Here is a 25,931-nt window from a genome sequence, read left to right as displayed (position 1 = left end):
GCGGAAAAAGAATCCGCCCGTCCGGCCAGGAGGTAAACCTCCTGGCCGGACGGGCGGATCGTGCTCGGGTGAGGGCGGTCGCGGTCCCTACCGCTCGGCTCCCTCGGGGAGCGCCGCCTCCGAGGGACTCGCCATGTCGAGGAGCAGCATCGCATCGTGGTCCGGGGTGCCGGGCCGAGCCTGGTAGGTGACGAGGCGCTGGCCGTCCGTGCGGGAGATCATCATCACCTCGAAGGAGAGGCAGAGCGAGCCGACCTCCGGGTGCCGGAAGTGCTTCTCGCCGCCGCCGCGCTCCTGTACGTCGTACCGCTCCCACAGCCGGGCGAACTCCGGGCTCTTCACCACGAGTTCGCCGACGAGCTGGGCCAGCTCCGGCATGTCCGGGTCGGCGCCCGCCACCGCCCGCAGGTGGCCCGCGCTGTGCGCCGCCATCTCCTCCCAGTCGCGGTACAGCTTGCGGCCCATGGGGTGCAGGAACATGTAGCGCGTGATGTTGCGGCGCTCCCACGGCCAGTCCGTGATGCCGGAGAAGAGACGCAGACCGGGTCGGTTGGCCGCCAGCACGTCGTTGGTGCGGCTGACGACATACGCCGGTGCGGGGCGCACCGTCTCCAGCAGGTCGCGCACCGAATCCCGCACCGTACGCGCCGGACCCGGGGACGGCGCCGGCTGCTGGCCCGCGGCGAGTGCCACCAACTCGTGCAGCCGGTGCAGCGCGCCCTCGGAGAGCTGGAGCGCCTCGCCGAGCGCGGCGACGACGGCGAGTGAGGGCCGGGTCTCGCGGCCGCGCTCAAGGCGCGTGTAGTAGTCGACGCTGACCCCGGCCAGGGTGGCCAACTCCTCGCGGCGCAGCCCCGGAGTGCGGCGGACGCCTGTGCCGGCCCGCAGGCCCACGTCCTGCGGGCGTACCTGCTCGCGGCGGGCGCGGAGGAAGCGGCCCAGTTCCGTACCTTCGCTCATCCGTTCATTCTCGCAAAGAATGTCGCGCGCAGGGGGGCCGTATCAGGGCCAGGCACAGCGCTCCCCCGCACAGCTCGGCCTGTCTCGGGGCGCAAGCGCAGGGCACGCTTCTTGCCGTAATCCACAGCGACAGCGCGGTGAGGAGCAGTGCACTATGAGTACGACGCGGTCGGGCGCGGACACGGCAACTGAGGCGAGCGGATCCGCCGGGGAAGTGCCGGGGCAGCCGGGTTCCGCCCGTGCGGCTCTGGTCGCCGCCGTCCTCGGCTTCTTCGTGATCACGATCGATGTCTCCGGCGTCAACGTCGCACTGCCCGCCATGCGGGGCGAACTCGGCGGCTCGATGTCCGGTCTCCAGTGGGTCGTTGACAGCTACACGCTGATGTTCGCGGCGCTGATGCTCTCCGCAGGCGCGCTCTCGGACGCGGTGGGTGCGCGACGCGCCTACGGCTGGGGGCTCGGCGTCTTCACGCTCGCCTCGCTGGCCTGTGGGGCGGCGCCGACGCTCGGGGTGCTGATCGCGGCCCGCGTGGTGCAGGGGAGTGCGGCGGCGGTGATGGTGCCGTCCTCGCTGGCGCTCATCCGGCAGGCGTTCTCCGATCCGGAGGAGCGGGCGCGTGGCATCGCCCTGTGGACGGTCGGCGGGGCGGTGGCCATCGCCGCGGGTCCCGTCCTGGGCGGGCTGCTCACCACGGAGTGGAGCTGGCGCGCCGTGTTCTGCCTCAACGTGCCCACCGGGATCGTCGGATTCCTGGCACTGATGCGGGCGACGCGCTCCCCGCGCCACTCCGTCGCGTTCGACTTGCCGGGACAGCTGACGGCCGTACTGACGCTGGCCGCACTGACTTTCGCCGTGATCGAGGGCGGGCACGACGGGTTCACCGGCACCGTCCTCGCCGCGGCCGTGATCGCGGTGTTGTCCGCGGCCGGCTTCGTGGCCATCGAGGCGAGGCGGCGCAACCCGATGCTGCCGCTGGAGCTGTTCCGGCTGCGCGGCGTCACGGTGCCGGTCATCTCGGGCTTCGCCCTCAACGCCGCCTTCTACGGCGGGGTGTTCGTGCTGAGCCTCTTCTTCCAGGAGCAGCGGGGGCAGTCGGCGCTCTCGGCCGGGCTGATGTTCGTGCCGATGGCGCTGATCACCGCCAACGTCAACTACCTCTCGCCGCGGGCGGTCACCCGCTTCGGCCGGCGGCCGGTGGTCGTCGCCGGACTGCTGATCGTCGCGCTGGGCTGTGGCGTGCTGCTCCCCGTCGACCCCGGCACGCCCCCGTGGGTGACCGCTCTGCTGATGATCCCGCTGGGCATCGGCGGTTCCCTCGCCATGCCCGCGCTGACGTCCCTGATGCTCGACAGCGTCGCCGCCGAGCGGGCAGGGACGGCGGCGGCACTGCTCAACACCAGCCGCCAGACGGGCGGAGCGGTGAGCATCGCCGCCTTCGGCGCGCTCCTCGCCGGGGACTTCACGCCGGGGATGAGGGAGAGCCTGCTGAGCGCCGCCTGCCTGCTGGTGGTCATGGCCCTTGGCGCGGGGGCGCTGCTGCCGCGGCGCTGAGGACGACCGCGGTGGCGACGCCCGCTGTCGCCGATGTCTCCCAGCGGTCGGACTCCCCCGGCCGGCCGCTGGGTCTCTCGCAGGGGACTGCGCCGGGCCGCTCAACGGGCGGCTCGGCGCGCGTGTGGCCCGGCGCATGCGTGGCCTGGCGTACGTGTGGCCCGGCGCATGCGTGGCCCGGCGCGCGCGGCCCTTGCCGGGACATCTGCCGGATGCCGGATCATCGAACTCCTGGACACATCAGCGTAGGGGGGAGTGGCGCCACGGACGCCTTTGCCATCAGGTTCGGATGGGTGTCACTCGGGCTCGGCCTGCGCGACCAAATCGATGAGTTTCGGTGCCGCGCTGTGGACCTGGTGGACCCATGGGCGGGCCCACGTCGGGTAACTCTCAGACGACGGGCGTCCGTTGACGACGGGCGTCCGTTGACGATCTGATGCCGGGACGCAGCCTGCGCAACTGAATCACCCGTGCCGACCGATTCGGGTACACGGGACGGATCCTTCCGGCGCACCGGCTCCTGGCCGACGGAGCCGAGTTGAGGATGGTGGCGGCACCTTTCGAGGGCACGGGAGAGCAGGCGAGGCTACTGATGCGGTGAACGCGAAAGGGGCGGAGTCCGTTTCGGACGCCGCCCCTTGAGGGACTGACCGGGAGCTACTTGACGTTGACGCCGGTCCAGGCGGCGGCCACGCGCTTGTACTCGGTGGAATTCGCGCCGTACAGGTCCTTCGCGGCGCGCAGCGTGCCCTTGCGGGCCGCCTTGTAGTCGGTGGTCGACGTGAAGTATGTCGTCAGGGCCTTGAACCAGATCTTCTCGGCCTTGCCGCGTCCGATGCCCAGCACCTTGGAGCCGTCGGCGGTCGGCGAGTTGTACTGGACGCCGTTGATCCGCTTCTTACCGCTGCCCTCGGACAGCAGGTAGAAGAAGTGGTTGGCGATGCCCGAGGAGTAGTGGACGTCGACATTGCCGGCGTTGGCGTTCCACTTGTCCAGGGAGGCGCCGTCCTTGCTCGGCTTGTCCATGTAACGCAGCGGAGTACCGTCGCCGTTGATGTCGATCTTCTCGCCGATGAGGTAGTCGCCGACGTCCTTGGGGTTCTTGGCCTTGAACTCCACGGCAGTGGCGAAGATGTCCGATGTGGCCTCGTTGAGACCGCCGGACTCGCCGCTGTACTCCATGTTGCCGGTCGCCGAGGTGACGCCGTGCGTCATCTCGTGGGCGGCCACGTCGATGGAGGTGAGGGGCTTCTTGTTGCCCTCGCCGTCGCCGTACGTCATGCAGAAGCAGCTGTCGTCCCAGAAGGCATTGACGTAGTTGTTGCTGAAGTGGACCCGCGAAGTCGCACCCTTGCCATCACCGTTGATCCCGCTGCGGCCGTGCACCGACTTGTAGTAGTCCCAGGTGAGCTGGGCGCCGTAGGCGGCATCGACGGCGGCGGTCTGCGCGTTCGTGGGCTTGCCGTTGCCCCAGATGTCGTTGGCGTCCTTGAACAGCTTGCCGGAGCCGCTCTCCGCGTGCTTCAGGTCGAAGGTGCGGTGACCGCCTCGGGCCTTGTCGGTCAACTCGTAGCCGCTCGTGCCCTTCTTGGAGCCGACCGTGACCTTGCCGCTGTACTGGCTGTTGCCCGTGCCGTTCTCGATGGCCTGGTACTGGTACAGCTTCTTCCCGCTCGCGGCGTCCGTGATGACGTGGAGCCTGCTGGGCGTGCCGTCCTTCTGTACACCGGTGACGACCGTCTCGTAGGCGAGGACGGGCTTGCCGGAGGCGGCCCAGATCACCTTGCGCGGAGCCTGCGCGTCGGCCTGCGAGGTCTTCGCCTTGGCGGCGGTCGACTCGGCCGACTCGGCGACCGAGGACTTGCCGAGCTTCGCGTCGGTGGAGGCGACCTTCACCGTGGCCTCGGTCGCCTTGGTGACGCCCTTCAGTTCACCGCTCTTGGCGGTGTGCACGACGAGGTCGCCGCCGAGGACGGGCAGGCCGTCGTAGGTGCGCTCGTAGCGGGTGTGCGTGGTGCCGTCGGCGTCCTTGACGACGTCACGGACAATCAGCTTCTCCTTGGCGCCGAGGCCGATCCGCTCGGCGGTCGCCGACCTCTCGACACTCGCGTCCTGGAGGAGGTCCGCACGGGCCGACACCGAGAGGGCGACGGGAGAGCCGGACAGCGCGTTGTCCTTGTCCGGCTGGGCGGAGGCGCCGGTGGTCAGTCCGGCGGTGAGCAGCGCTCCGGCGGCGACGGCGGTGGCGATCGCGAGGGTGGAACGCTTACGGGATATGTCAGAGGTCACGCGGGCTCCATCTGTGGGGGTCCGGGAGGCATCGAGGGCCGCCCGGAGCAGAAAAAGGACGCGATGCGGGCGTGCGGCGTGTTGCCGTACGTGCAGCGTGTTGCGGGGAAGAGTGTCATCGAGCCAGGTACATGTCAGCATTTTGGCTGGATGTTGGCCGGATATTGTCCGTTGAGTGATGGTCGACATACGAAATGCGAACAATTCATGAACGCGGGCGGCATCGGCAACGCGCTTTGCACGTGGAAGAGTTGATCGACCGCTGTGGCGATCCGCCTCGGCGAGGGCGCTGTCCAGGGAGGCTTACGGCTGGGGCACCTCTCAGCTGTTGATGCAGCCTGTGTCCTGCGCGGTCCTGTCCCGCACCTTCAACTTCCAGGTTTCGTTGGTGGCTTGGGCGAAGGCGTTGACCGTATGGACCTCCTCGACGTTGTCCGCGGAGCCCGAACCGCAGGTCGGCTTCAGCGGGTGGACCCGCCGTCCGGGCTCATCGAGGTCGAGGTCGAGGCCGAGGGCGGGAGCGATGACGGTGCCGTCGGTCATGGCGGAGAGGAGAGCGACGAGGTGCCCGCGTCGATCCCCTCGCGATCGACGAACTCGGCTACATGGAACTGGGCCGCCGCGGTGCTGAACTGCTGTTCCAGGTTTTAACCGAGGGGGTGCCGCTGCTCCCGGTCGTGTGAGCGATCCGCCATCCGGTCCGGCAAGTGGCACGGGGGCGGTACTCGACCTGGACCGCGCCCTGCCCGAGTCGCGAGAAGTTCCGCACCGAGATCGGAACGCCCGCCGGTGCCAACGACGTACGCACCGCCTACCAGGTCACGAGTGTCGCCGCCGCCAGCTGCTAGCGGCTAACTTGGGGTCCCCGTGGACGAGAGGAGAGGTGCATATGGCGGCTCACACGCCGGCCGAGGGTGCCCTGGCTCGCTCCCACACCACCGATGACGGCACGGTCAGATTCAACATCACCGACCTGACGGTAGAACACGAACCGGGCCGCAGCGCCACGTTGACCTATCGGCTCATCGTCGAGCGCAAGGGGCATGCCGACGAGTGCTGGGTGGTCGACGTGCCCTGGGGCGACAAGTCCTTTGTGGACGTGCTCACCTCGTCTGCTCCTGACCCTGAACGTCTTCGCCAACTGGTTCAGCTGGTGCGCAGCCTCTTGGAAGAGTGGTGGGCTACCAAGGGGCATGATCGCCGGTCGGCGAAGATGGGACGCCGATGCTGAACTGCCGCTCCAGGCTGTAGCCGGGTGGCCGGAGTCCATTGCTGGACTCCGGCCCCCTCGGAACCGGACGTGCACCTTTCTGCGGATCTGGCTCGAGCAAGCCTGGGTGCTTCGCAGGTCGGCAGGGCCGTGTGGCCACCCTCACCTGACCGGCAGCTCCGGAGCTCTGAAGCGAGGGGCTACGGCTGCATATGGCCGGCCGTCGACGGCTGCCCGTTGACAGCCGATCCACCTCTCCCACGACGTCCCAGATGTCGGTGACGACGGCCTGGCAGGGGCCGACGGTACTCCTGCCTCCGGCGCTGATGATGCCCTTGGCGATCACGTATCCGTCATCCACGGTGCAGACAGGGCCGCCCGAGTCTCCGTCGTCGAGGCGGTCGCCGAACTTCAGGCGCCCCTGTTCGCGTTGCGGATGGTGGCGCCGCTGCCGTAGCGGAAGTCGTCGCGGACGTCGACGATTCGCCACCGGCACATCTCGCCCGAAGCCATCCCACCGGTGCAGAAGCGATGCCCGAAGCCGATGTACTCGCCGTCGATGCTGGCGACGGGGGGCGGACTCGGAGGAGTCACTGCCCCCTACGGAGATGCGTCCTGCTGTGGTGCGTCCTTCGTTGGGCCCGACGATGGCGAGGTCGCCGCGGTATTCGGTGTCGCCGCTGCAGGTGCCGCTCTCGCCTGCCGGCGCCAGGTTGAGAGCCCCGCCGTAGTAGGGCTCCTGATTGTTTTGCCGCCCCACGGGAGCTGCTGCGGCATCGCGGGCTTCGGAAGGCTTCTTGTCACGAACCGGCGGCTCGATCTTGGGTTCACCGCGCTCGTCCATCACCGCGATCCGCTGTGCGCCATAGCGTTTCCCGAGGGCAGATACGAGCGCATCGGTGACCTGTCGGGCGCCGATGACGAATCGGTTGGTCGGGCGCTGATGACGACTCGGTCGTTGGCGATGTCCGGGGAGGTGCGCACGATCGTCTCGCCGCCCGGCACGTCACGGGAGGTGAGCTCGATGGCATCGTGCTTGATGCGCTCGAGTTCGGCGAAGGAGCTTGAGGTGCTCTCGAGCTGCAGCGCGGATGAGTCGGCCGCCAACTTCTGCGCCAGCGAGCGTCCTTCGGCGCTTGCCACATGCGGGACGATCCTTCCGGAGGCCATGTCCAGGCCCGTGTGGCCGAAGCCGTTGGGGTGCTGCATGGCCAGCCGCTGCGCGGCATCGGCCGTGCGCGAGGTGCTCTTGGACGGGGCGGGGGCGGACAGCTGTTCCATGAGTTTGGGCAGGTCGTTTTCCATGACCTCGACACCGGCCACGAAAGAGGTGCCGGAGGCGGCGGGTGTCTGGGCGGCTGATGACTGGCCGCCCGTCAGACCCAGTCGGAGCACCATCGCTGTGGCGGCGGCCGTTGCGCATCATCCGGCTCTGCGTCTGGTCATCGCACCCTCCGAGAAAGTGGCATGTCACCGACACGAGTGTCGTCAGGCTCAACGGGCGGCCCACGAAAGGCAAGGGACCCCTCGGTTCAGGGAGGGAGAATCCGCCGCCCCGGTGCCTGAAATCCCCCTGGTCGCCTGGGACGTCAATCGGCTCCGCAGACTGCGACTTTCCCGTGGTTGACTCGAAACCGCCCGGCATCGAAGCTTCCTGACGGTCCTCCTGCTGGCTCTGGAGAGTCGCCCCGCTCACCGAACCCGTTGGATGCTCTGGGCGGCGTGCTGATCGGCTGTGAGTGATTCAGGGAAGAAGTTCCGCCGGACCTGCTGGGCGGAGGAGGTCGCGCGGAAGCGTGCGCGGTACGCCGCGGGCGGTGCCCCGAGTACGCGCAGGAACACCCGACGCATTGTCTCGTCCGTGCCGAACCCGCAGGTGCGGGCGATGGTACTCACACCGGCGTCGCAGGATTCGAGCATCGCCTGCGCGGCCTCCACGCGGACGCGTTCCACGTACTGCCCAGGGGTGCCGCCGACGTCGCGACGGAAGAGCCGGGTGAGGTGGCGTTCGCTGACAGCGAGCCGCTCGGCCATGGCGGCGAGGGTGTGGTTCGCGCCGGGGTCGGCCACCACGGCATCCAGTACCCGCCGCAGCCCGGCGTTGCGGGGCGGGGTCACCGCGCTCCGCACGCTGAACTGCGACTGGCCGCCGGGGCGTTGGAGGAAGACGACGAGGTGTTTGGCCGCGGTGCGCGCCACGTCGGGTCCGTGGTCCTCCTCGACCAGCGCCAGCGCCAGGTCGATGCCCGCCGTCACCCCGGCGGAGGTGATGACGGGCCCGTCACGCACGTAGATGGAGTCGGGCTCCACCCGCACCCGCGGGAAACGCCTCGCGAGTGTCTCGCACTCGGCCCAGTGCGTCGTGGCCCGCCTGCCGTCCAGCAGCCCGGCCTCCGCGAGGAGATACGCGCCGGTGCAGGCCGACGTCGTACGCCGCGCGCCCGCGCCGAGGCGGCGTATGTGCGCGATCAGCTCCGGTGGATGCCCGTGGCCGTTCACCGTCCGATAGCCCGGCACCATCACTGTGTCCACGGTCCCGGGGACGTCCTCCAGTGCCAGTTCGACCCCCAGCGGGATCCCCGTGTCGCTCACCACCGCGCGTCCGCGGGGCGAGGCGAGCCGGACCCGGTAGCCGGTGCCGTGCAGCACCTGCACCGGACCGGCCACATCGAGCAGCACCACACCATCACCTACGACCACGACCACATCGCCCTTGGTCTTCATGGTCCTCAGTCTCAGCGCCCGGCCGACAGGTCCTCAAGGACGAGCAGCCCACACATCCGGACATCCTCTTCCACGCGCCTCAGGGCTGAGGGGACAGTCATCTGGCCCGCGTTCCGCAGCTCGGAACCAGCGCATTGCTGACGCCGACCAACTCAGTGCGTCACTCCTCCTTCCCCGACCGACCCAAGGAGCACACGACATGCAGCGCCGACACCTTCTCCGTACGGGCGCCGCGGCCACGGCCGCAACCGCGCTGGGCCTCGGCCCCTCCTCCGCCGTCGCCTCCGCAGCCACCCCCGCCGCCGAGCCGCAGAGCGAACGCACCCGCGAACTGCGCGTGCACACGGTCCTGTTCGACGACGTCGAGGAGCAGGACTTCGCGGGCCCCATCGAGGTGCTCGGCATCCTCGCGAACGCCGCCAAGTGCCGGATCAAGCAGAGCTTCGTCACCGCCGACGGCCCCCGCACCGTACGGACGTCGGCAGGCATGTACCTCGACGTACGCGACCGTTGGGCCCCGGAGGAGGCGGACGTCCTGCTCGTGCCGGGCGGGGGCTACGGGAGAGGGTCCGGGGTCGATGACGAGATCAGGCGCGGCGTACTGCCGCGCGCACTGGCCAAGGCCGAGCGGCCGGGACTGATCATGGGCGGGATATGCACCGGCGTCATGGTCCTGTCGGCGGCGAAGATCACCCGCGGCCGACCGTGCACGACGCACTTCGCGGCCCGCGAGGACCTCGCCGAGCAGGGTGGGAAGCTCACGTACGGGCGCGTGGTGGACGACGGGGACCTGATCACCTGCGGCGGTGTCACGTCGGGCCTCGACCTGGCCCTCTGGCTCGCCGAGCGCCTCTACGGCCCGGAGACCGCGTTGCGTGCCGAGATGGTCCTGGAGTACGAACGCCGGGGCACCGTCTGGCGCGCGAAGAGCTGACCGCAGCGGGGCCCATGGGCTTCCCGCTGCAGCCGACCCCGCCGCTTGAAGATCAAGTACAGACTCACGCAGACCACGGCCATCAGCAGAATCACGAACGGATACCCGAACGCCCCGTTCGGCCTGACCTGTGTGTTCTTCCTTGAAGGTGGCTCTGGCCTGCGCAGGCTGGTCTTTCAAGTGCTTTCAGGATGCTGCAGTCTTATGCAGCCGGTTCTCCCCGCGCGCTCCCCAGTAGCCCTCGAACTCCCCGGATTCTCCCCAGGCTGGAGGGCCTGGATTGCTGCAAATTCCGCGCTCTGCGCGCTGGCTGCGCTGGATGGCGTGGACCGCGCTGGCCCTGGCCGCGACACTGGCGGGGAATGCGCGCCGGCTACTGACGCCGGTGCGGTGCGACTTCGCCCGATGCGCTCTGCGGCAGCCGAGGAACCGCGGAGGCAGGGGCGGGCACAGGCCCCGGATGAGGCGTCCGCGTTGCTGACAGCCCGCTTGCAGGGTCGCCTGGTCGAGTCCTTTCCGAACGCACGGAGTTCGCCCATGGCAAGCCAAACCTCGGACGGGAGCATGCCGCGGTGGGCCTGGCTCTGCGCGAACTGGCCCCCGGTGCCGATCAGGTCGGTCACCCGGGTCAGCAGGCCGTCTTGGAGGTCGAGGACTGTGCCGAGGATTTCGGCTGCCTGGTGCGGAGTGACCTGGTAGAGGTGATCGCCCAGGGTCTTGATCGGACTGGCGGCGTGCTCGGCGAGACGCACGGAGTAGGACGAGAAGTCGGTCATGGGCCTCCTGTGGGCACGGGCGAGGGAAGGCCAGTTACGTCGGCTGAGACAGCGGGATTCGCTGAGGGCGGCCTCTGGTAGGGCGCCGGTCGGAGCGAGGCGATGTTCGCGGCTGCCGACGGTGACGGCGCGCAGGTAGTGACGGAACAGGGCCGCGGCCAGGCGCGGGCTCCCACTGGCAGTGATGGGCGGGGCGTGCGGTGGGCTGCGGGGGTCCAGGGTCAGGATTGGGTCGATGCTGAGGAATTGGCCAATACCTGGGGCGTATTCGCGGGCGCCAATGTGGGTGAGGCCGGTGGCAGTGTCGGCGGGCATTCCGAGGAAGGCTTTGTCATTGGGCCAGTTAGCAATCTTTCGGGCTCGCCGACAGCAGGCGTTCAAAGGTGATGACGGCGGCGCGTGACGGTGAGCCTTTCGACCGACACACAGGTCTGCCGGCGTCCGAGCTGCGAGCTGTCGAGCAACGGACGACGTGGTACGACCTTGCCCACGAATACCTCGACCGAAGGTGGGACCGTAGACCGGGCAACACCCGCCGCGCTCTGGCCGACGCTTTCGCCACCATCACACCTGCCTTGGTGCACCCTGGCGCAACATATCCTGAGCCGCGGGTGCTGTGGCGTGCGTTGTACTCGTGGGCATTCAACAAGAACGCATGGGCCGACGAGCCGACCGAGGAGTGGCGGAAGGCCCTGGACTGGTTGAAGCGGAACTCACTGCCCGTCAGCGCACTCGCGGAAGCCGATGTGCTGCGACAGGCGCTGGACGCACCGTGCCGCAAGCTGGTCGGAAGACAGCTGCGGCCAAGACGGCACGGCGTAAGAAGGCCGCCTTCAATGAGGTGCTCAACACTGCAGTCGGAAAGGGGTACTTCGCAGAGAATCCGCTCAACGGGCTCAGGTGGAACGCTCCGGCGGTCAACGAGGAGGTGACCTGGGCCGCGGTTCCCAACCCCGGCCCAGGTCGCCCGGCTGCTCGCGGCGGAGGGATGCCCAAACTGTCGGGCGGTATCGTCCCCGCGGGAAAGGAATGGACGGACGACGGCGCGGTACACGAGATCCACTCGCTCAAGCGTCGTGCGGCTACCGCGACCCGCCCCGTGCCCATCCCGCCGCAGTTCGTGCGCATCCTTCTGCGTCACATCGAACGGTTCGGCGTGGCGCCGGATGGTCGGCTGTTCCGGAACCAGGTGGGCAACTACGTGGACGCAGCTGCCTATGGCACGACGTGGGCGCGGGCGCGGAAGGAAGAACGTCCTGCCCCGGACGGAGCTTGCCTCCGGGCTGGCCAAGCGTCCCTACGATCTTTGGCACGCCGGGATCTCGTTCTGGCTGTACTCCGGTGTGGACCCGGCCGAATGTGCTCGTCGGGCGGGCCAGAGCGTCGAGGTCCTCTTCCGGCACTACGCCAAGTTCCTGGACAGCGTCCGCGAGCAGGCCAACCGTCTCATCGAGCAGTCCATGGAGGAGTGGAACCGTGTCAGCCAAGGCATGGCATCCGCTGGGTGAGTGGGGGCCTTGGTCCGTGACTGGTCCGGAAACGATGGTCACGAGCGGGATAGCGATGGGAGGAACGGGGAGCCACAGCAAAATCCGGGCCTCGCTGTGAGCGGGTCGAGGGGAAGGCACCTGACAGGTAAAAGACCAGGTCAGGCGCCCTTTTGTGTATCCTTAGAAGAAGCCGAGCTTCTTCGGTGAGTACGAAACGAGACGGTTCTTCGTCTGCTGGTGATACCTCATCTTCACCCATGCTGACCAGGAAAAAGCAGTCAGCAACGCCTACGGCTGAACCGACGTCATCGACTTCGGCCTCTGGTCGCACTGGTCGGCGATCCCGGAGCGGTTCAGTCACGGTCGACTGACGATTCGGTGCCTGGGCAGGGCGGTGGAGCCCTCTCAGTGCCACACTGATCCCCTGCATGCTTGTGCAGTCATCGACCCGGGACCCGGGGGCGCTCCATGGCAGAGACTGATCCGGTGGAGACTGCCTGGCGGATACACGGCGTGCTCGTCGAATGGACGGGCAAGGTGGACGCGAAGGCCAGCTTCGCGCTCACCCTGGAGTCGGCGGCGCTGGGCGCGGTCCTTGCGCTCTCCGGTTCCGGACATCGCTTGACGGAGTTGGACGACGCGCTTCCGCGAACCCTGTTCTGGCTGGGCGCGTCGCTGCTCGGGCTGTCGGCGCTCGCCTCCGTCTCCGTGGTCGCCCCGCGTCTGCGGAGCGGGCCCGGACATAGCCGGGAGAACCACTTCGTCTACTTCGGTGACCTCCGGTGCTGGGAATCGGAGCGCCCCGCCGAGAGGCTGCGCCAGACCTCCCCGCTGGAGAGCCTGACCCATCAGCTGGTGACCATGAGTCAGGTCGTGTGGGTCAAGAACAAGCGGATACGGCAGTCGTTGACACTCGCCGTCATAGGGTCAGTGTCCATCGTCCTCGCCTGGCTGCTGAGTTGACCATGACGGCCAGCCGCCCCACCACTTTTTGGGAGGCTCTCGCTCCTGCGGACCGGACCGCGCTGCGTCGGGTGGGGGCCCAGATCTCGGTGCCGACCGACGAACAGCTTCTGGCTCAAGGCGACGACTCCGACCATCTGATCGTGGTCCTGTGCGGCTGGGTCAAGGTCGTCACCTACTCCCACGCTGGCTACCGGGCTTTGCTCGCGTTGCGCGGTGCCGGTGAACTTCTCGGCGAGCAGGCCGGGCTGGAGGGTCGTCGCCGATCCGCGTCGCTGTACACCGCCAGCCCGGTAGACCTGATACACCTGCCCGCTCACCGCTTCCACGCGATCACCCGCGGCAACGCCAACGTTGCCGCGGCGTTGGAACAGACGCTGTCCCGGCGCTTGCGTGAGGCCGACCTTCAGCGCACCAGCATCACCGAACCTGTCCATGCCCGACTCGCGGCCCTCCTCCTCGACCTGGCCGAACGCTGTGGTCACACCGAGCCCGGCGGCGCCGGTCGGCGCCTTACCCTGTCCCTGTCCCAGGACGACTTGGCCGGCCTGGTGCTCAGCTCCCGACGCACGGTCAGCCGCGTACTGGAGCAATGGCGGCGGCAGGGCGTGATTGTGACGGGGCGACAGTCCCTGCTCATCCGCTCCGTGGACCAGCTGAAGACGCAGGCTTTTGGCGACTGAGCACGACGACTCGACCGGGCTCGATCAGACAACATCGACACTGATCCAGGACAGGTCCGGCTTGCCGCCGGCGAGTGCCCGTTCGAGCGGCACCATCCATTCGGCTAACTCCGGCCGTTCGCCCGGCTCCGCGGTGACACTGCGCTGCGCAAGCACCTCTAGTTCGGCCGATTGCTGTCCGAGGGCGGCACTGTCCGTGCTGTTCTGGTCCCGGTTGAACAACCGCAATGCGACCAGCCCGAACTTGTACCTGTCTGAATTCGGTGTGGCCTTCTCGCGCTCAGGTACATCCCAGCCCTCCGTCACCGCTTGGGGCAGCACGTCCTGCCCTCTGAACCGCATTGAATCGCAGTCGAGGAACAGACAGCGCGGCCAGACGTCCAGGCGGAACAGGATGTTCCTCGGTGAGAGGTCACCAACAATGATTCCGTTGTGGTGGAGTATGCGTAGAGTATTTGCCAAGTCCTTGAGCAGCCGCAGACGCTGCTCATCGTTCACGGACAGTCCCAGGCGGTTGAGGTTCACATCAGGGTTCAGTAGGAACTCTAAATGCAGCGACGTGATCACGCCCAGATGCGGGATGTTCAGGGTGTACTCCGGGGGGATCCTTCGCATGACGAATCCGCAGGGCTGGCCATTCCGGTGGCTCAGTCGCAGCGGCCAGGCCAGCCGGGACTCCAGAAGGGCGTGGTCGGCCGGTGAGTGCCGCTCCAGGTCCCATAGGAACCGCACCATCTCATCCAGCACACCGGCGTCTTGCAGCACCCCAGGCTTGTAGTCCTTGTAGGCGAGCGGACCGTGCAGCCCTGGCACCTCGCGCACCACCGCGTACACCGTGCCCTGCCCTCCGTCACCGAGGCGGAAGTCCGGGTGAATGAGCGGGCCGGAGATCCCCGGCACCGGCTGTCCTTCCGGTTCGGCGCGATGACCGCCGGGATCGGTTCGTGGCGACGATTCGTCTTGTGCGGCCACGACTCGGGGCGCCCAGCGCGGCGGACCCGCCCTGCGTGGAACGGTCACCCAGCCTACGAGGCTCCGGTCGTCGGTCGTGGCCGCGATCGTTATGGGCGCGTAGTCGTGGGCGCGAATACCCGGGTACCCGCTCAGCACGACGCTCTGATGGACGGTGTTCGAGAGTACGAGCACCAACCCGGAGCCCCCGCGCGGGGGTTGCTCCGGCGTGGCCTCCACAAGCGTGGTGAGCTCATGGATAGCCCGGCTCGACCAGTGTCCTCTGCGCACGGCTACCAGTCCATGGTGCATGCCCACCCGCACCGACAGGTGGTGAGATCTATTGAAGGCCTCGTCGTGTCCGCTCAGACAGTCGTCGAGGGAACGGACGAAGTCGCGCAGCAGACGGGGGGCCGAGGGCGCCGAGGAGGGAACCAGGACGGCGAGGCCGGTGTCCCGATCGCGTAGCCGGCAGTCCTTGACTCGTACACGTGCGTCCGCCAGAGCCCACCGCACGTATCCGTCCAGCGTCTCTCTCAGCTTCGTCTGGACCGCCTCCGGACGCCCGGAGAGCTCGTCCACGTGGATCAACAGGATCCAATACGCGAATGGTTCGCCGCCCGACTCAGCATGGAGCATGGCTCGCGCCTTCGCTGGGCGCTTTAAGGATGCGGTAGCCCTTCGTGTGGGTGAGCTGGTAGGTCACCGTCCAGTCGGTGCAGGTGTCGTCAGGGTTCGAAGGCGGTCCGTAGCCGATGTCCTGGTGGCTGCGGAAACTCACGGTGGCGAGCGTGTACGAGCCGGACGTGGAAAGGGCGCTTAGGACAATGCTGCTGTCCTTAGTGGTGCTCATGGCGCGCGCCCAGCCCTTGCGGCTGGAGTCGGAGTTGAGGTCGATGATCTTTGTCCTGGGATCGTAGTACCTCAGGGCCTTGTCGTAGTCCCGTAGATTGATAGCCCCGTAGAAGCGAGCGAACACAACACTGACCTCGTCCGCCTCCGCCTCGTCGGCCACTCGCGTGTAGTTGACGCTCGCCCCAGGAGCCGTTGCCTTTTCGGGGGATCCGCTGTCCTTTGGCGGGAAGCTGAGGAGGGTTTCGCTCTTGAGGTCGGAGGCCGGCGCCGATGAGGAGTCGCTGTTGGAATCCGGGGAGTTCACCGCGACTAGCACGGCGACCACAATGATCGCCAACAACACCACGACGATGGTTATCAGACACCCGCTCCACGAGGCAGACGTCGTCTGGTGAGGCGTGACGGGAAGTGCGGCGGATGGCGTGGCGGCGGCTTGCCGCGCGGCGGCCCGGCCTGTGCCGGGCTGCGGCGGTATCGCGGCCCAGGGCATGGGCGGCGTCGGTTGCTGGAAAGGAGGCGGGAAGGGCAGTGGACCGGCGGGCCGGGAGCGGGGGCGAGATGGCTGCGGTCGCGGGTTCGGCTGCGGTCGAGGGTTCGTCTGTGATGTTGTGCGTTGGGGGTTTGGCTGCAACGAATTCGCCCGCCCACGGGTCTGTTCCAGTGCCTGGAGCCACTCCGCGAGCTCGGGCCGGCCGCGGGGATCAGAGCTCCTGCTGCGCTCCGCCAGGTTCGCCAGACCTGTCGAGACGCTCCGAAGGCCGCTGAGGTCCGTGCTGTGCTGGTGCCGGTTGAAGAGCCTGGTGGCGAACAGGCCGAACTTGAACGTATCCGTGGCGGCTGTGGCCCTCGCCTTCTCCGGCGTCTCCCACCCCGGCGTCTCCACCTGCGGCAGCGTGTCCCTGCCCAGGAGACACATCGAGTCGCAGTCGATCAACAGGCATCCGGGCCCCGGCGGGGCAAGGGTGAACAGGATGTTTTTCGGGGAAAGGTCACCGACGGTCACTCCGTGCCGGTGCAGCCGGGTGAGTATCGCAGACAGATCGATGAGCACCCGTAGCCGGGCCGGGTCGTCGACGGGCGCCCCCAACATCCTCTGGGTATATCTGTCGTCGTTGAGCAGGAATTCCGTCGCCCGCAGCTTCACATCCCCCAGCAGGCTGAACTCGTACATTTTGTCTGCTCGTGCCATCAGGAACCCCAGCACGTGCGTGCCGGAATTGACGGAGGGCGGCAGCTCGGTCGGCGGGCTGCCCTCGTAGACCATCACCAGCGGCCAGGTCAGCCGCTGCGCCAGAAAAGTGTGGTCAGGCAGGTGGGACCGTTGAAGTTCGTCGAAGAAGACGATCATGTTGTGGAGCGCGTCGCTGTCGCTCCCCACTGCCGGTTTGTATTTCTTGTAGACGAGATTTTGGCCGGCCAGCCTTCCCGGCGGGTCGGGCACTGCGTAAACGACTCCCTGACCACCCTCGCCCAGGTGGTGAGCCGGGTAGTCGCCCAATTGGTCGGGCCGAACCCAGAACACCATCACGGCACCTCGGTTGCGCGTGGCCACAGGGCGATCAGCGTGCGATCGTCGTCGAAGGTCTCCCGCGAGAAGTCCAGCAGGTGAGCGAAGCTCAGTGGTGGTATGGGACTGCGCAGCCTGTCGTAGAACAGCCGGGCCACGGCTCCTGTTCCGTCGCCCAGCGGGTCACCGAAGCCGTCCGTGCCGACCAGCAGGACCGTGCCCTGCTCCAACCCGAAGGAGAGCGGGCGGATCACGCTGGACGGCAGGAAGGGCAGCGGGTCCACCGCGCAGGAGATCAAGCCGTCCGCCCCGGCCGACTTCCCGCCCACCAACCGGTAGAACCTCTCGTGTTGGATCTGCCAGGCCCCGGAGTCCCCGACCGAGATCAGCTGGATGTCGACGCCGCGTCCGGTGGGCGTCGCTGTCCCGGCCACAAGGGTGGTGGCCAGTAGCTCAGCTGTGTCCTTCGGCCCCGCGTCCGGATGGCGCAGGATGCGCCGGGCCTGCTCAAGCAGCTGCCAGTGCACCGTGGACAACACCTTGTCCCAGTCGGGAACGTAACCGCCGCCGTCTCCTTGTACCTGGGCCAGCATTTCGTCGACCGCGCTGCGGCAAGCCAACTGCGAACCGATGTGCGGCTGCCGCGCGCCGGAGACGCCGTCGGCGACGGCGAACACCACGGTCCGGGTCATGCTGTCGCAGGCAGCCGCCACGTCGTCCTCGCGAGGACGACCGTCGAAACGGTGCTGGAGACCGCGTACGGAGGCCAGACGCAGGTGGAGTGCCTCCGTCGACCAGCCGTCGCACACGGTATCCGGGCGGTAAGACAGACCCGAGGGCGGCTTCGGCTCGAAGACAGGCGCCGGTGTACCCACCTTCATTGGGCGCCACTGTTTGGCGAGGTCGCCCGGCACAGGGGCCGGAGCAAGCTCGGGAGTGGCATCCGAGGCGGGCTTGGTGATCTCAGCGGGCGGGCTTCCGTCGGCCATGGTGTCGTAGGGGGGATCCACCGAGGTCCGGAATGCGTGCGGTGTCGGATCCGGGGACTCCTGCATGGGGTGTCGCTCCTTCGGCTGCTTCCGCTTCTGCTTCTGCGGCGGCGTTCGCGGGTCCTCTGCGACGCGCTTGCATGGCCACCACACCTCAGATCACGTCGATCGCGACAGTGAAACCTTCCGGCTTGTCGACCACCAACTGTGGAGCGGCAGACCCGAGCGACTGGCCCGAGGCGATCACGCTTTTGGTGAGCGCGGTGCAGAACTTGGCGATGGCCCGGCCGACGTCGACGCCCTTGTCGGCGACGAATCCGAACTCCGGCTGAGTGGCGACCTGATTGATGATCTCCGCGTCGGCGTTTGAGAACCCGCAGGCGATGATGTTCGGTGCCCCCAGGGTCAAGGCGTGGTCGGTGAGCCGGCGGTGAGGGCCCTGCCAGTCCTCGTTGCTGTTGGGTATGCCGTCACTGAAGAGGAACACGGCGGGCCGGTGCACCAGGTATCCCTCCGCCTTGAGGCTCTTGACCTCGACGGGAATACGGTTGATCAGGTCCTCGAAGGCCGCCGCATAACTCGTCATGCCGCGCGTGCTCAGGAGCGGGAACTCGTCGGCGCTGCGCAGGTCCACCAGATGGACCCGCTCGACCACGTCATCCGAGAAACCCAGTACGGAGAAGCGCACCTTGGCCGCGGCCATCGGCTCGCCGAGCAGTGCCTGGTGCAGAGACCTCAGTCCGTCGTTCAGGTCGTCGATATGAGTCATCATCGAACCTGATTCGTCGGCGAGGACGTAGATGGGGAGCAAGTGCCCCCTGTTGCTTTCCACCATCGTCGCTTGTCCTTGTCCTTGTCCGTTCACGGTCGCTGTCTTCAGATATGAAACGTCAGTTGTGGGAACGTCAGAGCGCGTCCTCGGCCGCACGGAAACCGTCCGGAGCGACGAGCGAGAACTGCGGGTCTCCGGAGCTCAAGCGCTGCCCGTAGGCGACGATCGTGTTCCGCAGGAACGCGGCGCAGCTGTGCGCGGCGGATGCCGCGTCCTGGTGGGGCGCGGCCATGAATCCGAACTCGGGACGGGTCGCCACGACCCGGACCGCTCGTGCCTCCGCGCGACCGAGGCCGAGCGCGATCACGTGCGGTGCTACTGGATTGCCGTCCTGGTCGACCAGGTCTTGGTAGGCGGCGTGCCACGCGAAGCCCTCGCCGGGGACTCCGCCCGTGACGAAGAACCCGATCGGTCGCAGCACCTGCGTGCGCTGGGTCTTGACCAAAGCGACGTCCTGCCTCAGCAGCGCGTGCAGGGTACGGAAGGCGTGTTCGTACGACAGCCCCTGTCGCTCGGTGAGGATGGGGGTCCGGGTGCTGGGCAGCACCGTGTCCAGGGGCAGTCGCAGCTCCGTACCGGCGGCCATGCCCAGCACGCACAGGCGCAGGGCGGCGGAGGCGGCGGGTGCGCTGGAGAGCGCGGTGTGCAGGGTGGCGAGGCCTCGGTTGAGTTCGTCCAGGCAGCCGCGGTCCAGCGACTCGTCGATGATCAGGTAGATGAGTGCGGCGCCGGAGAAGGAGGCGGGCGCGGCCGATGGTGCCCCGGGGGTGGTCGGTGCAATCGTCGTGGTCGATGCAGGCGCGGGCGGTACGGTCGGCACCACTACAGTCGGCGTAGGGGTGGCGGCGGTCGACGCGGCAGTGAGCTGGGCTGGCGGATCCCATGGGCGTGTACTGGGGAGCTGGGGCGGCGCGGTAGGCGAGTGCGGGACGTGGCCGCCCGTGGCCTGGCCGACCTGGCCCGTGAGCTGCTGGCGCAGCAGGTCCAGGTCGCCGGCCTGGATCAGGCCCTTCTCCGCCATCACCTGGAACAGGCCCAGTGCACGCTGGTTCTGCAGCTCGGCGGTGTTGGCGCGGGCCTCCTCCAGCTGGCGGCTCATGTCGAACGCCCCGGCGGCATCATGCGGATGGGTGTTGAGGTAGTGCTGGATCAGTCCCTCGCTGTTCATGAGCATTCCGGAGAACGCAGCGCTCTGCCGCTGGGCGGCCTGGATCTCGTAGGTCTGTTTGATCGACGCGACCTCACCCTCGCGCTGGGCGGCACCGACATTCGGTACGTGCTCGGCGGCGCCGGTCTGCTCCTTCCAACCGGCCTCGACCAGAGTCTCCAGGTGGGCCAGTGACTTGGCGTCCGGACGCACCGTCACGCGGCAGCCATCCACTAGCAGCCCCGATGTCAGAAGCGCCGGTGCGGCGCAGAGCTGGTTGAGGTGGCCTTGGAGGTCGATGGACTGCTCGATACCGAAGTGCTGTCCTGCCGCGTGGAACTGGCTGATCAGGTGCCTGTGCACCACGGGAAGTGGGTCCTGCAGACCGGAGCGCACCCAGTCCTCGGCGCCCTTCCAGCCGTCGACGCGGAACGTGAACGTGATGGTCGCCTCGAATGCGTGCACGCTGTCCCGGGAGATCAGCGGATTGTTGCCGAGCACGGCGGTGCGGCTCTGTGGGCGCATGTCGACCTCGTACCGCATGCGGTACTTGGAGAGGAACTGTTGCCCGGGACGTAATGGACGGCCGTCGAAGCACACCACCTCCCCGGCAGCGGTGGCGTAGACAACGGCCAGATGAGGCTCCCTCGCTTTGGTCGGGCCCATGACGACGCGAGGCACTGACGACTGACTGACGATCAACGACACCGGCTGGTTCACCGGGAACCTCCTGGCTGAGCGGGAAAACCGGGCGGGGCCGAGCGCAAAGCGCTGCCGAGAACCGCCGCGGAGCGGGGCAGAGGACGGAAACAGTCGCGCTCGTTCCAACGCGAGACGTGACGCTGCAGGATCAGGTTCACTCGGTGACTGCGCGCGGCTACGTCCTCCACGAGGGTGCGGACCAGGTCGTCGAGGAGCAGTGGTTCGCTTTCGGCCTGGGACGCCCAGCGCTGAAGCACGTCCGCGGCCTCCTCGCCGAACAGCTCGCCGCCAATCACCTCCGCCCACAAGTAGCCAAGTAGCCGCCGCAGTTCACCGCCGGGCGGCTCCCGCGCGGCCAGGTGCAGCAAGGTGGGGCGGCTGCGCGGCTGCCCGGTGCCGGCGACCGCATCCTCGGTGACCAGGCCGTCGGCGAGGATCAGAAAGACGAGGTGGCCACAGGCGCGGCTCCGCGGTTCGTGCACCATCTCCGCGATGGCGCGCAGTACTACCGGGGCGTGCGCCGACACGTCCTCCGCCACCAGGTCGGCGAAGCCGTCGCCGATCGCGATGGCCACGTCGATGTGGTTGACCGTGCCGAGCCGGGTGAGAGCCGCGACGGCAGTGCCCAGGTCGGCACCGCCCAGGCACAGCCCGTAGGCGCGGGCAGCCGCCGCTTGCAGTTGCCAGCCGCCGTTCAAATACCAGCCGTTGACGAGATTGTGCACGCCTGCTCGCAGCGCGGGGTCGCGGGTACAGACCTTCAGTGCGTAGGCGATGGCCTCGCGACGCAGCGGTCCGCTGTCCTCGTCCAAGGCCCAGTGGTCGAAGATCCGGGTGCCGATGAACTCGAAAGACTCGGCGGCGATCAGTCCGAGCGCCGTTCCCGCGAAACTGCGCACGGGCAGCGACGAGGAGTCGATCAACTCGCCCAGCCAGCCGATGAGGTCGTGTTGAACTCGGTACTCCGACCAGACGTGCCGGATGATCCTGGCCGGGTAGTCGGAGATGCGGTACTCGGCGATGGTGCACGGCAGCCAGCCGTAGTTCCCCTGGGTCACCGAGCTCACGGTCCTGGAGCGCAGTTGCTCGGCGAACAGGCGGCGGGACTGCGCGAAGGGGTCCTGGCGCAGCGGGACGGGGCCCTGTTGCACGCTGGGCGCGAGAACACCGCGCTCACTGCGGAAACGCTCCACCAGGGCGGTCGCGGCGAGCGCCACTTCCTCCTGAGGCAGCCCGCCGAGCACGGCGAGAGCGACGGCCTGGGCGCGCAGCACGGTGTCGCTCAGCCCCTCGAACCACTCCTCGGGCCCCTCGCCGCCGGTCTGATCCATGCGGGCCCGGACGCGGTCCAGATCGAGGTCCAGTTCCTGGTGCGCTCCGAGGGCATCGGGGCCGTACTCATGGGCCAGCACCTCCGCGAGCCGGGCCGCGTCACGGCAGGCCGCGTCCCCCAGCAGCTCGTCGGCCAGTTCGGCGACCCCGGCCGCGGCGAGTACGCGCTCGGCCTCCTCCTCGCCCAAGTGGTGCGCCAAGTGGGCGTCCAGCACGGTGTAAAGCCTATTCGGACGGACGATCCGCTGTACGTACTCGGCGACGCCGCGGCCCAGTTCGTCCTCGGGACCGGCGATCAGGACCAGGCGGGCGTCGGCCCGGTACAGCAGATCCTCCAGACTTTCGAGCAGCGAACCTCGCAACCCTCCCAGGTCGGGGGGCCGGTCGAGCATCAGGCCGGCACCACTGCCGAGCTGCTTCAGCTCCGTCAGGCGGGCCAGGTCGTCGACGGAGTCGAGCCGGTACCAGGTCTTCACATTGGCGGCGATGAGCAGCCGCACCGCAGCCGCGGTCTTGCCCGCGCCGCCGGGCCCCCGCAGCACGACGGAACGGCGCCGCCACGCGTCGGCGCTTATCTCGTCCCAGCGTGGCGGATCCTGGAAGGCGCGGCGGACAGTCTCCACCGTGCTCGCGGAGAGAGTGCGCAGCACGACGCCGCGTTCGCCGACGGTCTGGACGATGATCTTATTGCCCTGGACCCGGTCCCCGCCGATGTGCGTCCATGCCTCGCGGAGCAGGCCGGCGCGCAGACTGCCTTGCCCGGTACGGGCGGTGGCCTTCTGGGCGTTCGTACCGGTGCCGACGTTGTCGCTACCGCTCTCAGTGCCCTGTGGCTGCAGGGTCCCGCCATCAGCAGGCTGCTGCGCCCCGTCCCCGCCGTCTCCGCCCGGCGGGGATGTGCCGCTTCCGGACCCCCCACCACTCGGGCCGTTGGCGGCAGCGGGCGGTGCGGGCGATGGAGGGGAAGAGGGAGGCGGGGATCCGTTGGCGGTCGGCCCGGGGCCGGGCGTGCTCATGACTCGTCCAATGACTTGTTCAACGAGATGTCGTGTTGGGTCACGTGCTTGTCACCGTGCACGTTGTCGCCCCCGAAGTAGTCACCATCTACGCGCAACGCGTCGCCGCCGCCCGTCGCTATCGCGCTGCCCGTCACATCGTGGATGACGCCCGTGGATGGTGAGACTGAACTTGTCGTGCCCGCCGGTCCGCCCCCTCCTTCCACGTGGCTGCCCGGGCACGGAGTTTGATCTGCTCCGCCGGGTGGCGCCGGTGGACCCGCGGGAAGTCCGGGCGGCGCCGAGTAGCCGGGCACGGTGACCCAGCCCCGGCGTTGCTCGCCGTGCTTGGTGATGAAGTCGGCGGGCAGATAGGCCGCCGGGTCGATCCCCGCGTAGTGGCCCAGCACGACCGACGTGTGAACGCTCTCGGAGACCACCAGTACCAACTGGGCCCGCCGCGCTCGCGTGAGTACGTCCTTCACCGGACCGGCATCCACCAGCCGTGCCAGGTCGTTGATGGCGGTACCGGTCCAGCGCACGCCCTGCCGAATCACGAGCCCCTGGTTGAGGCCGACTCGCAGCCGCATGCGGTGGCTCTCGTTGTACTTCTCCTTGTGCTCCTGCAGCGCGTCTTCCAGGCCGCGCGACAACTCCCGCAGCAGCTTGGTCGGGCTGGTTCCTGTCGGGACCAGGATCAGCATCCCGTCCCCGCGGTCCTGAACCGGGCACTCGGCAAGGCTGAGCCCGGCCCGGACGAGTGCAAACTCGACCACTTCGTACAACTCGCCGTGCAGCGTCGCCTGGGCGACTTCCGGGCGCAGGCTGAAGTCCTCGATATCGAGCAGCACGATCCAGTAGCCGTGCGGATCCGGCGACACCATATCCGTCCTCCAGCGCTCGGGCAGGGGCCACGAGCGCCCCCGGCGACTTCATACAACGGCTTGGAAGAGGCCATGTCTGCGCCAAGTGGCGCACAAGACAGGATGTTTGACGCAACATCAGTCGCCATGACAGGATATAAAGCGAGTATGAGCAAAAGCCATCAAATCTTTTTGTGTTCCAATGATAAAAACTGTTGATTCTTGACAATTTGCTCTGGTGTGTTGGGTTTTCGCTCGGCCACTCCACGGTGACTGCGCCATCCTGTGGTGCGCTGGCAGACGAATCTTGTCGAACTGAGGACGATCGCCATCTCGCTGTCGCCAGGCATGCGCCATCGCTGAGCGACGGAGGTCCTTCCGTGCGGTGCGGACGACGCCGGTATTTTGCTCGCCTCGTCGGCACGGATGCCCGGGGAAGCGGCAACCCAAATGGGTGTGGGGCAGGCCGCGGTAGCGGGACCGGCGCAGGTTCACGGGTGGGCAACAGGGACAGTGCCCGGGGACGGGGCGGAAGCAGTGCAATCGGAGCGGACCGGACAGGCCAGGCAGACGGTCTTGTCGAAGACCGCTTGGATGTAGCCGTGACCGCTGATCCGCAGCGGTCACCAGTGTCGGCTCACCTCTCCTTGCGGGCAGGTGACCTGCTCGTGCTCCCAGCCCACGGCGAAGGCGGACTTGTCGAAGCCGCCGCCGTGCTTGGCCTGGTGGCTGTGGTCGGACACGACCGGGGAGGAGGCTGGAGTATCGCGCTGGCCCGAGCCGGAATACTGGACTGCCGCCTCAGCGCGGACATTTCGGCAACGCTGCGCCGCACTGTGCGGCCCCAAGAGCGCCCCGGCGTCGTCTGCGGGACCGGACCTACCGAGTGGCAGCACTGGTACAGGGAGCCGGGCGATAGTGCATCAGGACTGCTCGGCCTGTGGGCAGAGGTCCGTGCGGGGGCCGGGGGATTCCGTGTCCCCCTGCTACACGGCACGCGTCGACGGACACCGCCCGCTGGTGTTTCCGGGAGCGGGGGAGGAGCCGGACTTGGTGCTGCTCGATGGCCCCGCCTATGTGCAGGAGGCGACGCCCGAAGGGTTCGAGTGCCGTGTGCCGCTCCTCTTGTACGCGGGCGATTTTGCCCTTCTCTCCTCTGTGTTGCTCGACAGGGCCAGTCGAGAGTGGCGTCACCTGGTGCGCGGTCAAGGAGTGGGCCATGCCGGAGCCGTCCGCATACCGCTATCTGAACCGTGAGGGCCGCTGGCTAGGCATGGAACGCAGCGGTCTCGAAACCGGACCCGACGGAGGACTGCGACTGGAGTCGCTGCCCGCCGTCGACGACCCGCTTCCGCCCGAGGGGGGGCGACACGATGCCCGAAGGGCCGGCCGGTGTCGCCGCCCTGCCTGACGGCGACGTCTTCTTCACCTACCCCACTACGGACCGGCTCCTGCTCGCCCGTGCCTGCGACCCCGATAGGTAGGTGACCGTGTGCCTGGGCGGCTGGCTCGGGGCCCACGGACTGCATACCCCTCGAGGCGTGCTCCACCTTCCGCGACGCCATGCCCTGCTGATCGCCGGCAGCGGCAACTCGCGGATCCTCCTTCTGGACCTCCGGTCCCTTCAACTCCGCGACATCTGGCACCAGTTCACGTCGCCCACCTCTCTCGCTGCCGGTCCGGCCGGTGAGGTGTACGTCGTCGACGCCGGCCGAATCAGGGCCTGCTACCGGTGGGGTCGGCCGCTCGCCGGCTTCTGGCACACCGTTCCGGCCGAGGCCGCCGATGTCACCGTGGCGGACTCGGGGGATCAACCCCTGTTGCTCGTGCGGAACCCCAGCGGCCACATCCATGTCCTCGCTGCCGACGGCCGCCTCTGTGGAACTGGGCGACCGATCTGGAACAGACCATGGGCCTTACTGTTGCGGGCACCACCGCGTACCTTGGCGACAATGCCGACCAGCCCGGATTTTCGAGGTGATGCAGGCTCAGATCGGTGATCTGCCTTCTGGAAACGGCCTGTTGGGCGAGCTGATCCGCAGTCCGGAGCCGCTGCGGCTGACCGAGTCGTCCGAGCACCCGACGTCGTCCGGCTTCCCCGTGCACCACCCGCCGATGCACTCGTTCCTGGGGGTGCCGATCCGGGCGCGGGGCGAGGCGCCTAGTTGATTACGGAC

21 protein-coding genes and 2 pseudogenes are annotated in these 25,931 nt (G+C 68.0%); 9 read left to right on the top strand and 14 right to left on the bottom strand.

Annotated features, from left to right (window positions below):
- Nucleotides 1-87: 87 nt before the first annotated feature.
- The gene (locus AB0B50_RS29055; protein WP_362338239.1) at nucleotides 88-960 is read right to left on the bottom strand and encodes a helix-turn-helix transcriptional regulator; all 873 of its coding nucleotides are present in this window, start codon (nucleotides 958-960) and stop codon (nucleotides 88-90) included.
- 154 nt (nucleotides 961-1,114) lie between these two features.
- Here AB0B50_RS29055 and AB0B50_RS29050 point away from each other — a divergent pair, with 154 nt between their 5' ends.
- Nucleotides 1,115-2,512: an MFS transporter gene (locus AB0B50_RS29050; protein ID WP_362338236.1), complete on the top strand. Its 1,398-nt coding sequence runs from the start codon at nucleotides 1,115-1,117 to the stop codon at nucleotides 2,510-2,512.
- A gap of 657 nt (nucleotides 2,513-3,169) precedes the next feature.
- Here AB0B50_RS29050 and AB0B50_RS29045 read toward each other — a convergent pair.
- Both AB0B50_RS29045 and AB0B50_RS29040 read right to left on the bottom strand, forming a co-directional pair.
- Complete coding sequence (locus AB0B50_RS29045) at nucleotides 3,170-4,801, bottom strand: M4 family metallopeptidase (RefSeq protein WP_362338233.1); 1,632 nt, start codon at nucleotides 4,799-4,801, stop codon at nucleotides 3,170-3,172.
- A 321-nt stretch (nucleotides 4,802-5,122) separates the two neighbouring features.
- Nucleotides 5,123-5,344, bottom strand: a complete 222-nt coding sequence (locus AB0B50_RS29040; RefSeq protein ID WP_362338230.1) for a hypothetical protein — start codon at nucleotides 5,342-5,344, stop codon at nucleotides 5,123-5,125.
- 26 nt (nucleotides 5,345-5,370) lie between these two features.
- Between AB0B50_RS29040 and AB0B50_RS29035 the strand changes: the two are divergent.
- From AB0B50_RS29035 to AB0B50_RS29025, 3 genes and pseudogenes are all read left to right on the top strand, one after another.
- Nucleotides 5,371-5,457 (top strand): annotated as a pseudogene (locus AB0B50_RS29035) (AAA family ATPase); the annotation flags it as partial.
- A 51-nt stretch (nucleotides 5,458-5,508) separates the two neighbouring features.
- Entirely contained in the window at nucleotides 5,509-5,649 is a 141-nt protein-coding gene (locus AB0B50_RS29030) for a hypothetical protein (protein WP_362338227.1), read from the top strand.
- A gap of 41 nt (nucleotides 5,650-5,690) precedes the next feature.
- Nucleotides 5,691-6,032 carry a hypothetical protein gene (locus AB0B50_RS29025; RefSeq protein ID WP_362338224.1) on the top strand — a complete coding sequence of 114 codons (342 nt, stop codon included), beginning with the start codon at nucleotides 5,691-5,693 and terminating at the stop codon, nucleotides 6,030-6,032.
- A 390-nt stretch (nucleotides 6,033-6,422) separates the two neighbouring features.
- On the opposite strand, the gene AB0B50_RS29020 is transcribed toward AB0B50_RS29025, so the two are convergent.
- The 3 genes from AB0B50_RS29020 to AB0B50_RS29010 form a co-directional block, all read right to left on the bottom strand.
- Nucleotides 6,423-6,605: a hypothetical protein gene (locus AB0B50_RS29020; RefSeq protein ID WP_362338221.1), complete on the bottom strand. Its 183-nt coding sequence runs from the start codon at nucleotides 6,603-6,605 to the stop codon at nucleotides 6,423-6,425.
- A 249-nt stretch (nucleotides 6,606-6,854) separates the two neighbouring features.
- Nucleotides 6,855-7,409 (bottom strand): hypothetical protein, encoded by a 555-nt coding sequence (locus tag AB0B50_RS29015; protein WP_362338218.1) that lies wholly within the window; start codon nucleotides 7,407-7,409, stop codon nucleotides 6,855-6,857.
- A 294-nt stretch (nucleotides 7,410-7,703) separates the two neighbouring features.
- A complete protein-coding gene (locus tag AB0B50_RS29010) occupies nucleotides 7,704-8,735 on the bottom strand; it encodes a DJ-1/PfpI family protein (RefSeq protein WP_362338215.1) in 1,032 nt (343 codons plus the stop codon).
- A 199-nt stretch (nucleotides 8,736-8,934) separates the two neighbouring features.
- On the opposite strand from AB0B50_RS29010, the gene AB0B50_RS29005 reads away from it, so the two are divergent.
- Nucleotides 8,935-9,669 carry a DJ-1/PfpI family protein gene (locus AB0B50_RS29005; protein ID WP_362338212.1) on the top strand — a complete coding sequence of 245 codons (735 nt, stop codon included), beginning with the start codon at nucleotides 8,935-8,937 and terminating at the stop codon, nucleotides 9,667-9,669.
- 29 nt (nucleotides 9,670-9,698) lie between these two features.
- Here AB0B50_RS29005 and AB0B50_RS29000 read toward each other — a convergent pair.
- A pseudogene (locus tag AB0B50_RS29000) lies at nucleotides 9,699-9,779 on the bottom strand (Loki-CTERM sorting domain-containing protein); the annotation flags it as partial.
- 1,883 nt (nucleotides 9,780-11,662) lie between these two features.
- Between AB0B50_RS29000 and AB0B50_RS28995 the strand changes: the two are divergent.
- From AB0B50_RS28995 to AB0B50_RS28985, 3 genes are all read left to right on the top strand, one after another.
- Nucleotides 11,663-11,953: a hypothetical protein gene (locus AB0B50_RS28995; protein WP_362338209.1), complete on the top strand. Its 291-nt coding sequence runs from the start codon at nucleotides 11,663-11,665 to the stop codon at nucleotides 11,951-11,953.
- A 450-nt stretch (nucleotides 11,954-12,403) separates the two neighbouring features.
- The gene (locus AB0B50_RS28990) at nucleotides 12,404-12,898 is read left to right on the top strand and encodes a Pycsar system effector family protein (RefSeq protein ID WP_362338206.1); all 495 of its coding nucleotides are present in this window, start codon (nucleotides 12,404-12,406) and stop codon (nucleotides 12,896-12,898) included.
- 2 nt (nucleotides 12,899-12,900) lie between these two features.
- Nucleotides 12,901-13,581, top strand: coding sequence for a Crp/Fnr family transcriptional regulator (locus AB0B50_RS28985; RefSeq protein WP_362338203.1), 681 nt, complete (start codon nucleotides 12,901-12,903; stop codon nucleotides 13,579-13,581).
- Between the two features lie 24 nt (nucleotides 13,582-13,605).
- Here the strand turns inward: AB0B50_RS28985 and AB0B50_RS28980 are convergent, their stop codons facing one another.
- From AB0B50_RS28980 to AB0B50_RS28950, 7 genes are all read right to left on the bottom strand, one after another.
- Entirely contained in the window at nucleotides 13,606-15,171 is a 1,566-nt protein-coding gene (locus AB0B50_RS28980; RefSeq protein WP_362338200.1) for a hypothetical protein, read from the bottom strand.
- On the bottom strand, nucleotides 15,158-16,939 hold the full coding sequence (locus tag AB0B50_RS28975) for a hypothetical protein (RefSeq protein ID WP_362338197.1): 1,782 nt from the start codon (nucleotides 16,937-16,939) through the stop codon (nucleotides 15,158-15,160). The genes AB0B50_RS28980 and AB0B50_RS28975 overlap by 14 nt, the downstream gene beginning before the upstream one ends.
- Nucleotides 16,912-17,949 carry a protein phosphatase 2C domain-containing protein gene (locus tag AB0B50_RS28970; protein ID WP_362338194.1) on the bottom strand — a complete coding sequence of 346 codons (1,038 nt, stop codon included), beginning with the start codon at nucleotides 17,947-17,949 and terminating at the stop codon, nucleotides 16,912-16,914. Before AB0B50_RS28970 ends, AB0B50_RS28975 begins: the two co-directional genes overlap by 28 nt.
- Nucleotides 17,950-18,037: 88 nt before the next feature.
- Nucleotides 18,038-18,718 carry a hypothetical protein gene (locus AB0B50_RS28965; RefSeq protein WP_362338191.1) on the bottom strand — a complete coding sequence of 227 codons (681 nt, stop codon included), beginning with the start codon at nucleotides 18,716-18,718 and terminating at the stop codon, nucleotides 18,038-18,040.
- A 70-nt stretch (nucleotides 18,719-18,788) separates the two neighbouring features.
- A complete protein-coding gene (locus AB0B50_RS28960; protein ID WP_362338189.1) occupies nucleotides 18,789-20,582 on the bottom strand; it encodes a hypothetical protein in 1,794 nt (597 codons plus the stop codon).
- A complete protein-coding gene (locus AB0B50_RS28955) occupies nucleotides 20,579-22,546 on the bottom strand; it encodes a hypothetical protein (RefSeq protein WP_362338186.1) in 1,968 nt (655 codons plus the stop codon). Before AB0B50_RS28955 ends, AB0B50_RS28960 begins: the two co-directional genes overlap by 4 nt.
- Nucleotides 22,547-22,908: 362 nt before the next feature.
- Entirely contained in the window at nucleotides 22,909-23,775 is an 867-nt protein-coding gene (locus AB0B50_RS28950) for a hypothetical protein (RefSeq protein WP_362338183.1), read from the bottom strand.
- Between the two features lie 1,959 nt (nucleotides 23,776-25,734).
- On the opposite strand from AB0B50_RS28950, the gene AB0B50_RS28945 reads away from it, so the two are divergent.
- Entirely contained in the window at nucleotides 25,735-25,923 is a 189-nt protein-coding gene (locus AB0B50_RS28945; protein ID WP_362338610.1) for a GAF domain-containing protein, read from the top strand.
- Nucleotides 25,924-25,931 lie beyond the last annotated feature (8 nt).

The sequence above is a fragment of the Streptomyces sp. NPDC041068 genome (genome assembly GCF_040647455.1).
Classification (GTDB): domain Bacteria; phylum Actinomycetota; class Actinomycetes; order Streptomycetales; family Streptomycetaceae; genus Streptomyces.
The sequence above is the reverse complement of the archived record's forward strand: the minus strand, read 5'-3'. Positions and strand labels throughout refer to the sequence as shown.

What these genes read in the sequence shown, in the direction of transcription:
- AB0B50_RS28985 (WP_362338203.1), top strand. Translation starts at nt 12,901, where the DNA reads ATGACGGCCAGCCGCCCCACCACTTTTTGGGAGGCTCTCGCTCCTGCG.
- AB0B50_RS28990 (WP_362338206.1), top strand. Translation starts at nt 12,404, where the DNA reads ATGGCAGAGACTGATCCGGTGGAGACTGCCTGGCGGATACACGGCGTG.
- AB0B50_RS28945 (WP_362338610.1), top strand. Translation starts at nt 25,735, where the DNA reads ATGCAGGCTCAGATCGGTGATCTGCCTTCTGGAAACGGCCTGTTGGGC.
- AB0B50_RS28950 (WP_362338183.1), bottom strand. Translation starts at nt 23,775, where the DNA reads ATGGTGTCGCCGGATCCGCACGGCTACTGGATCGTGCTGCTCGATATC.
- AB0B50_RS28965 (WP_362338191.1), bottom strand. Translation starts at nt 18,718, where the DNA reads ATGGTGGAAAGCAACAGGGGGCACTTGCTCCCCATCTACGTCCTCGCC.
- AB0B50_RS29010 (WP_362338215.1), bottom strand. Translation starts at nt 8,735, where the DNA reads ATGAAGACCAAGGGCGATGTGGTCGTGGTCGTAGGTGATGGTGTGGTG.
- AB0B50_RS29015 (WP_362338218.1), bottom strand. Translation starts at nt 7,409, where the DNA reads ATGGTGCTCCGACTGGGTCTGACGGGCGGCCAGTCATCAGCCGCCCAG.
- AB0B50_RS28970 (WP_362338194.1), bottom strand. Translation starts at nt 17,949, where the DNA reads ATGCAGGAGTCCCCGGATCCGACACCGCACGCATTCCGGACCTCGGTG.
- AB0B50_RS28980 (WP_362338200.1), bottom strand. Translation starts at nt 15,171, where the DNA reads ATGCTCCATGCTGAGTCGGGCGGCGAACCATTCGCGTATTGGATCCTG.
- AB0B50_RS29050 (WP_362338236.1), top strand. Translation starts at nt 1,115, where the DNA reads ATGAGTACGACGCGGTCGGGCGCGGACACGGCAACTGAGGCGAGCGGA.
- AB0B50_RS29005 (WP_362338212.1), top strand. Translation starts at nt 8,935, where the DNA reads ATGCAGCGCCGACACCTTCTCCGTACGGGCGCCGCGGCCACGGCCGCA.
- AB0B50_RS29055 (WP_362338239.1), bottom strand. Translation starts at nt 960, where the DNA reads ATGAGCGAAGGTACGGAACTGGGCCGCTTCCTCCGCGCCCGCCGCGAG.
- AB0B50_RS29025 (WP_362338224.1), top strand. Translation starts at nt 5,691, where the DNA reads ATGGCGGCTCACACGCCGGCCGAGGGTGCCCTGGCTCGCTCCCACACC.
- AB0B50_RS28995 (WP_362338209.1), top strand. Translation starts at nt 11,663, where the DNA reads ATGGCACGACGTGGGCGCGGGCGCGGAAGGAAGAACGTCCTGCCCCGG.
- AB0B50_RS29040 (WP_362338230.1), bottom strand. Translation starts at nt 5,344, where the DNA reads ATGACCGACGGCACCGTCATCGCTCCCGCCCTCGGCCTCGACCTCGAC.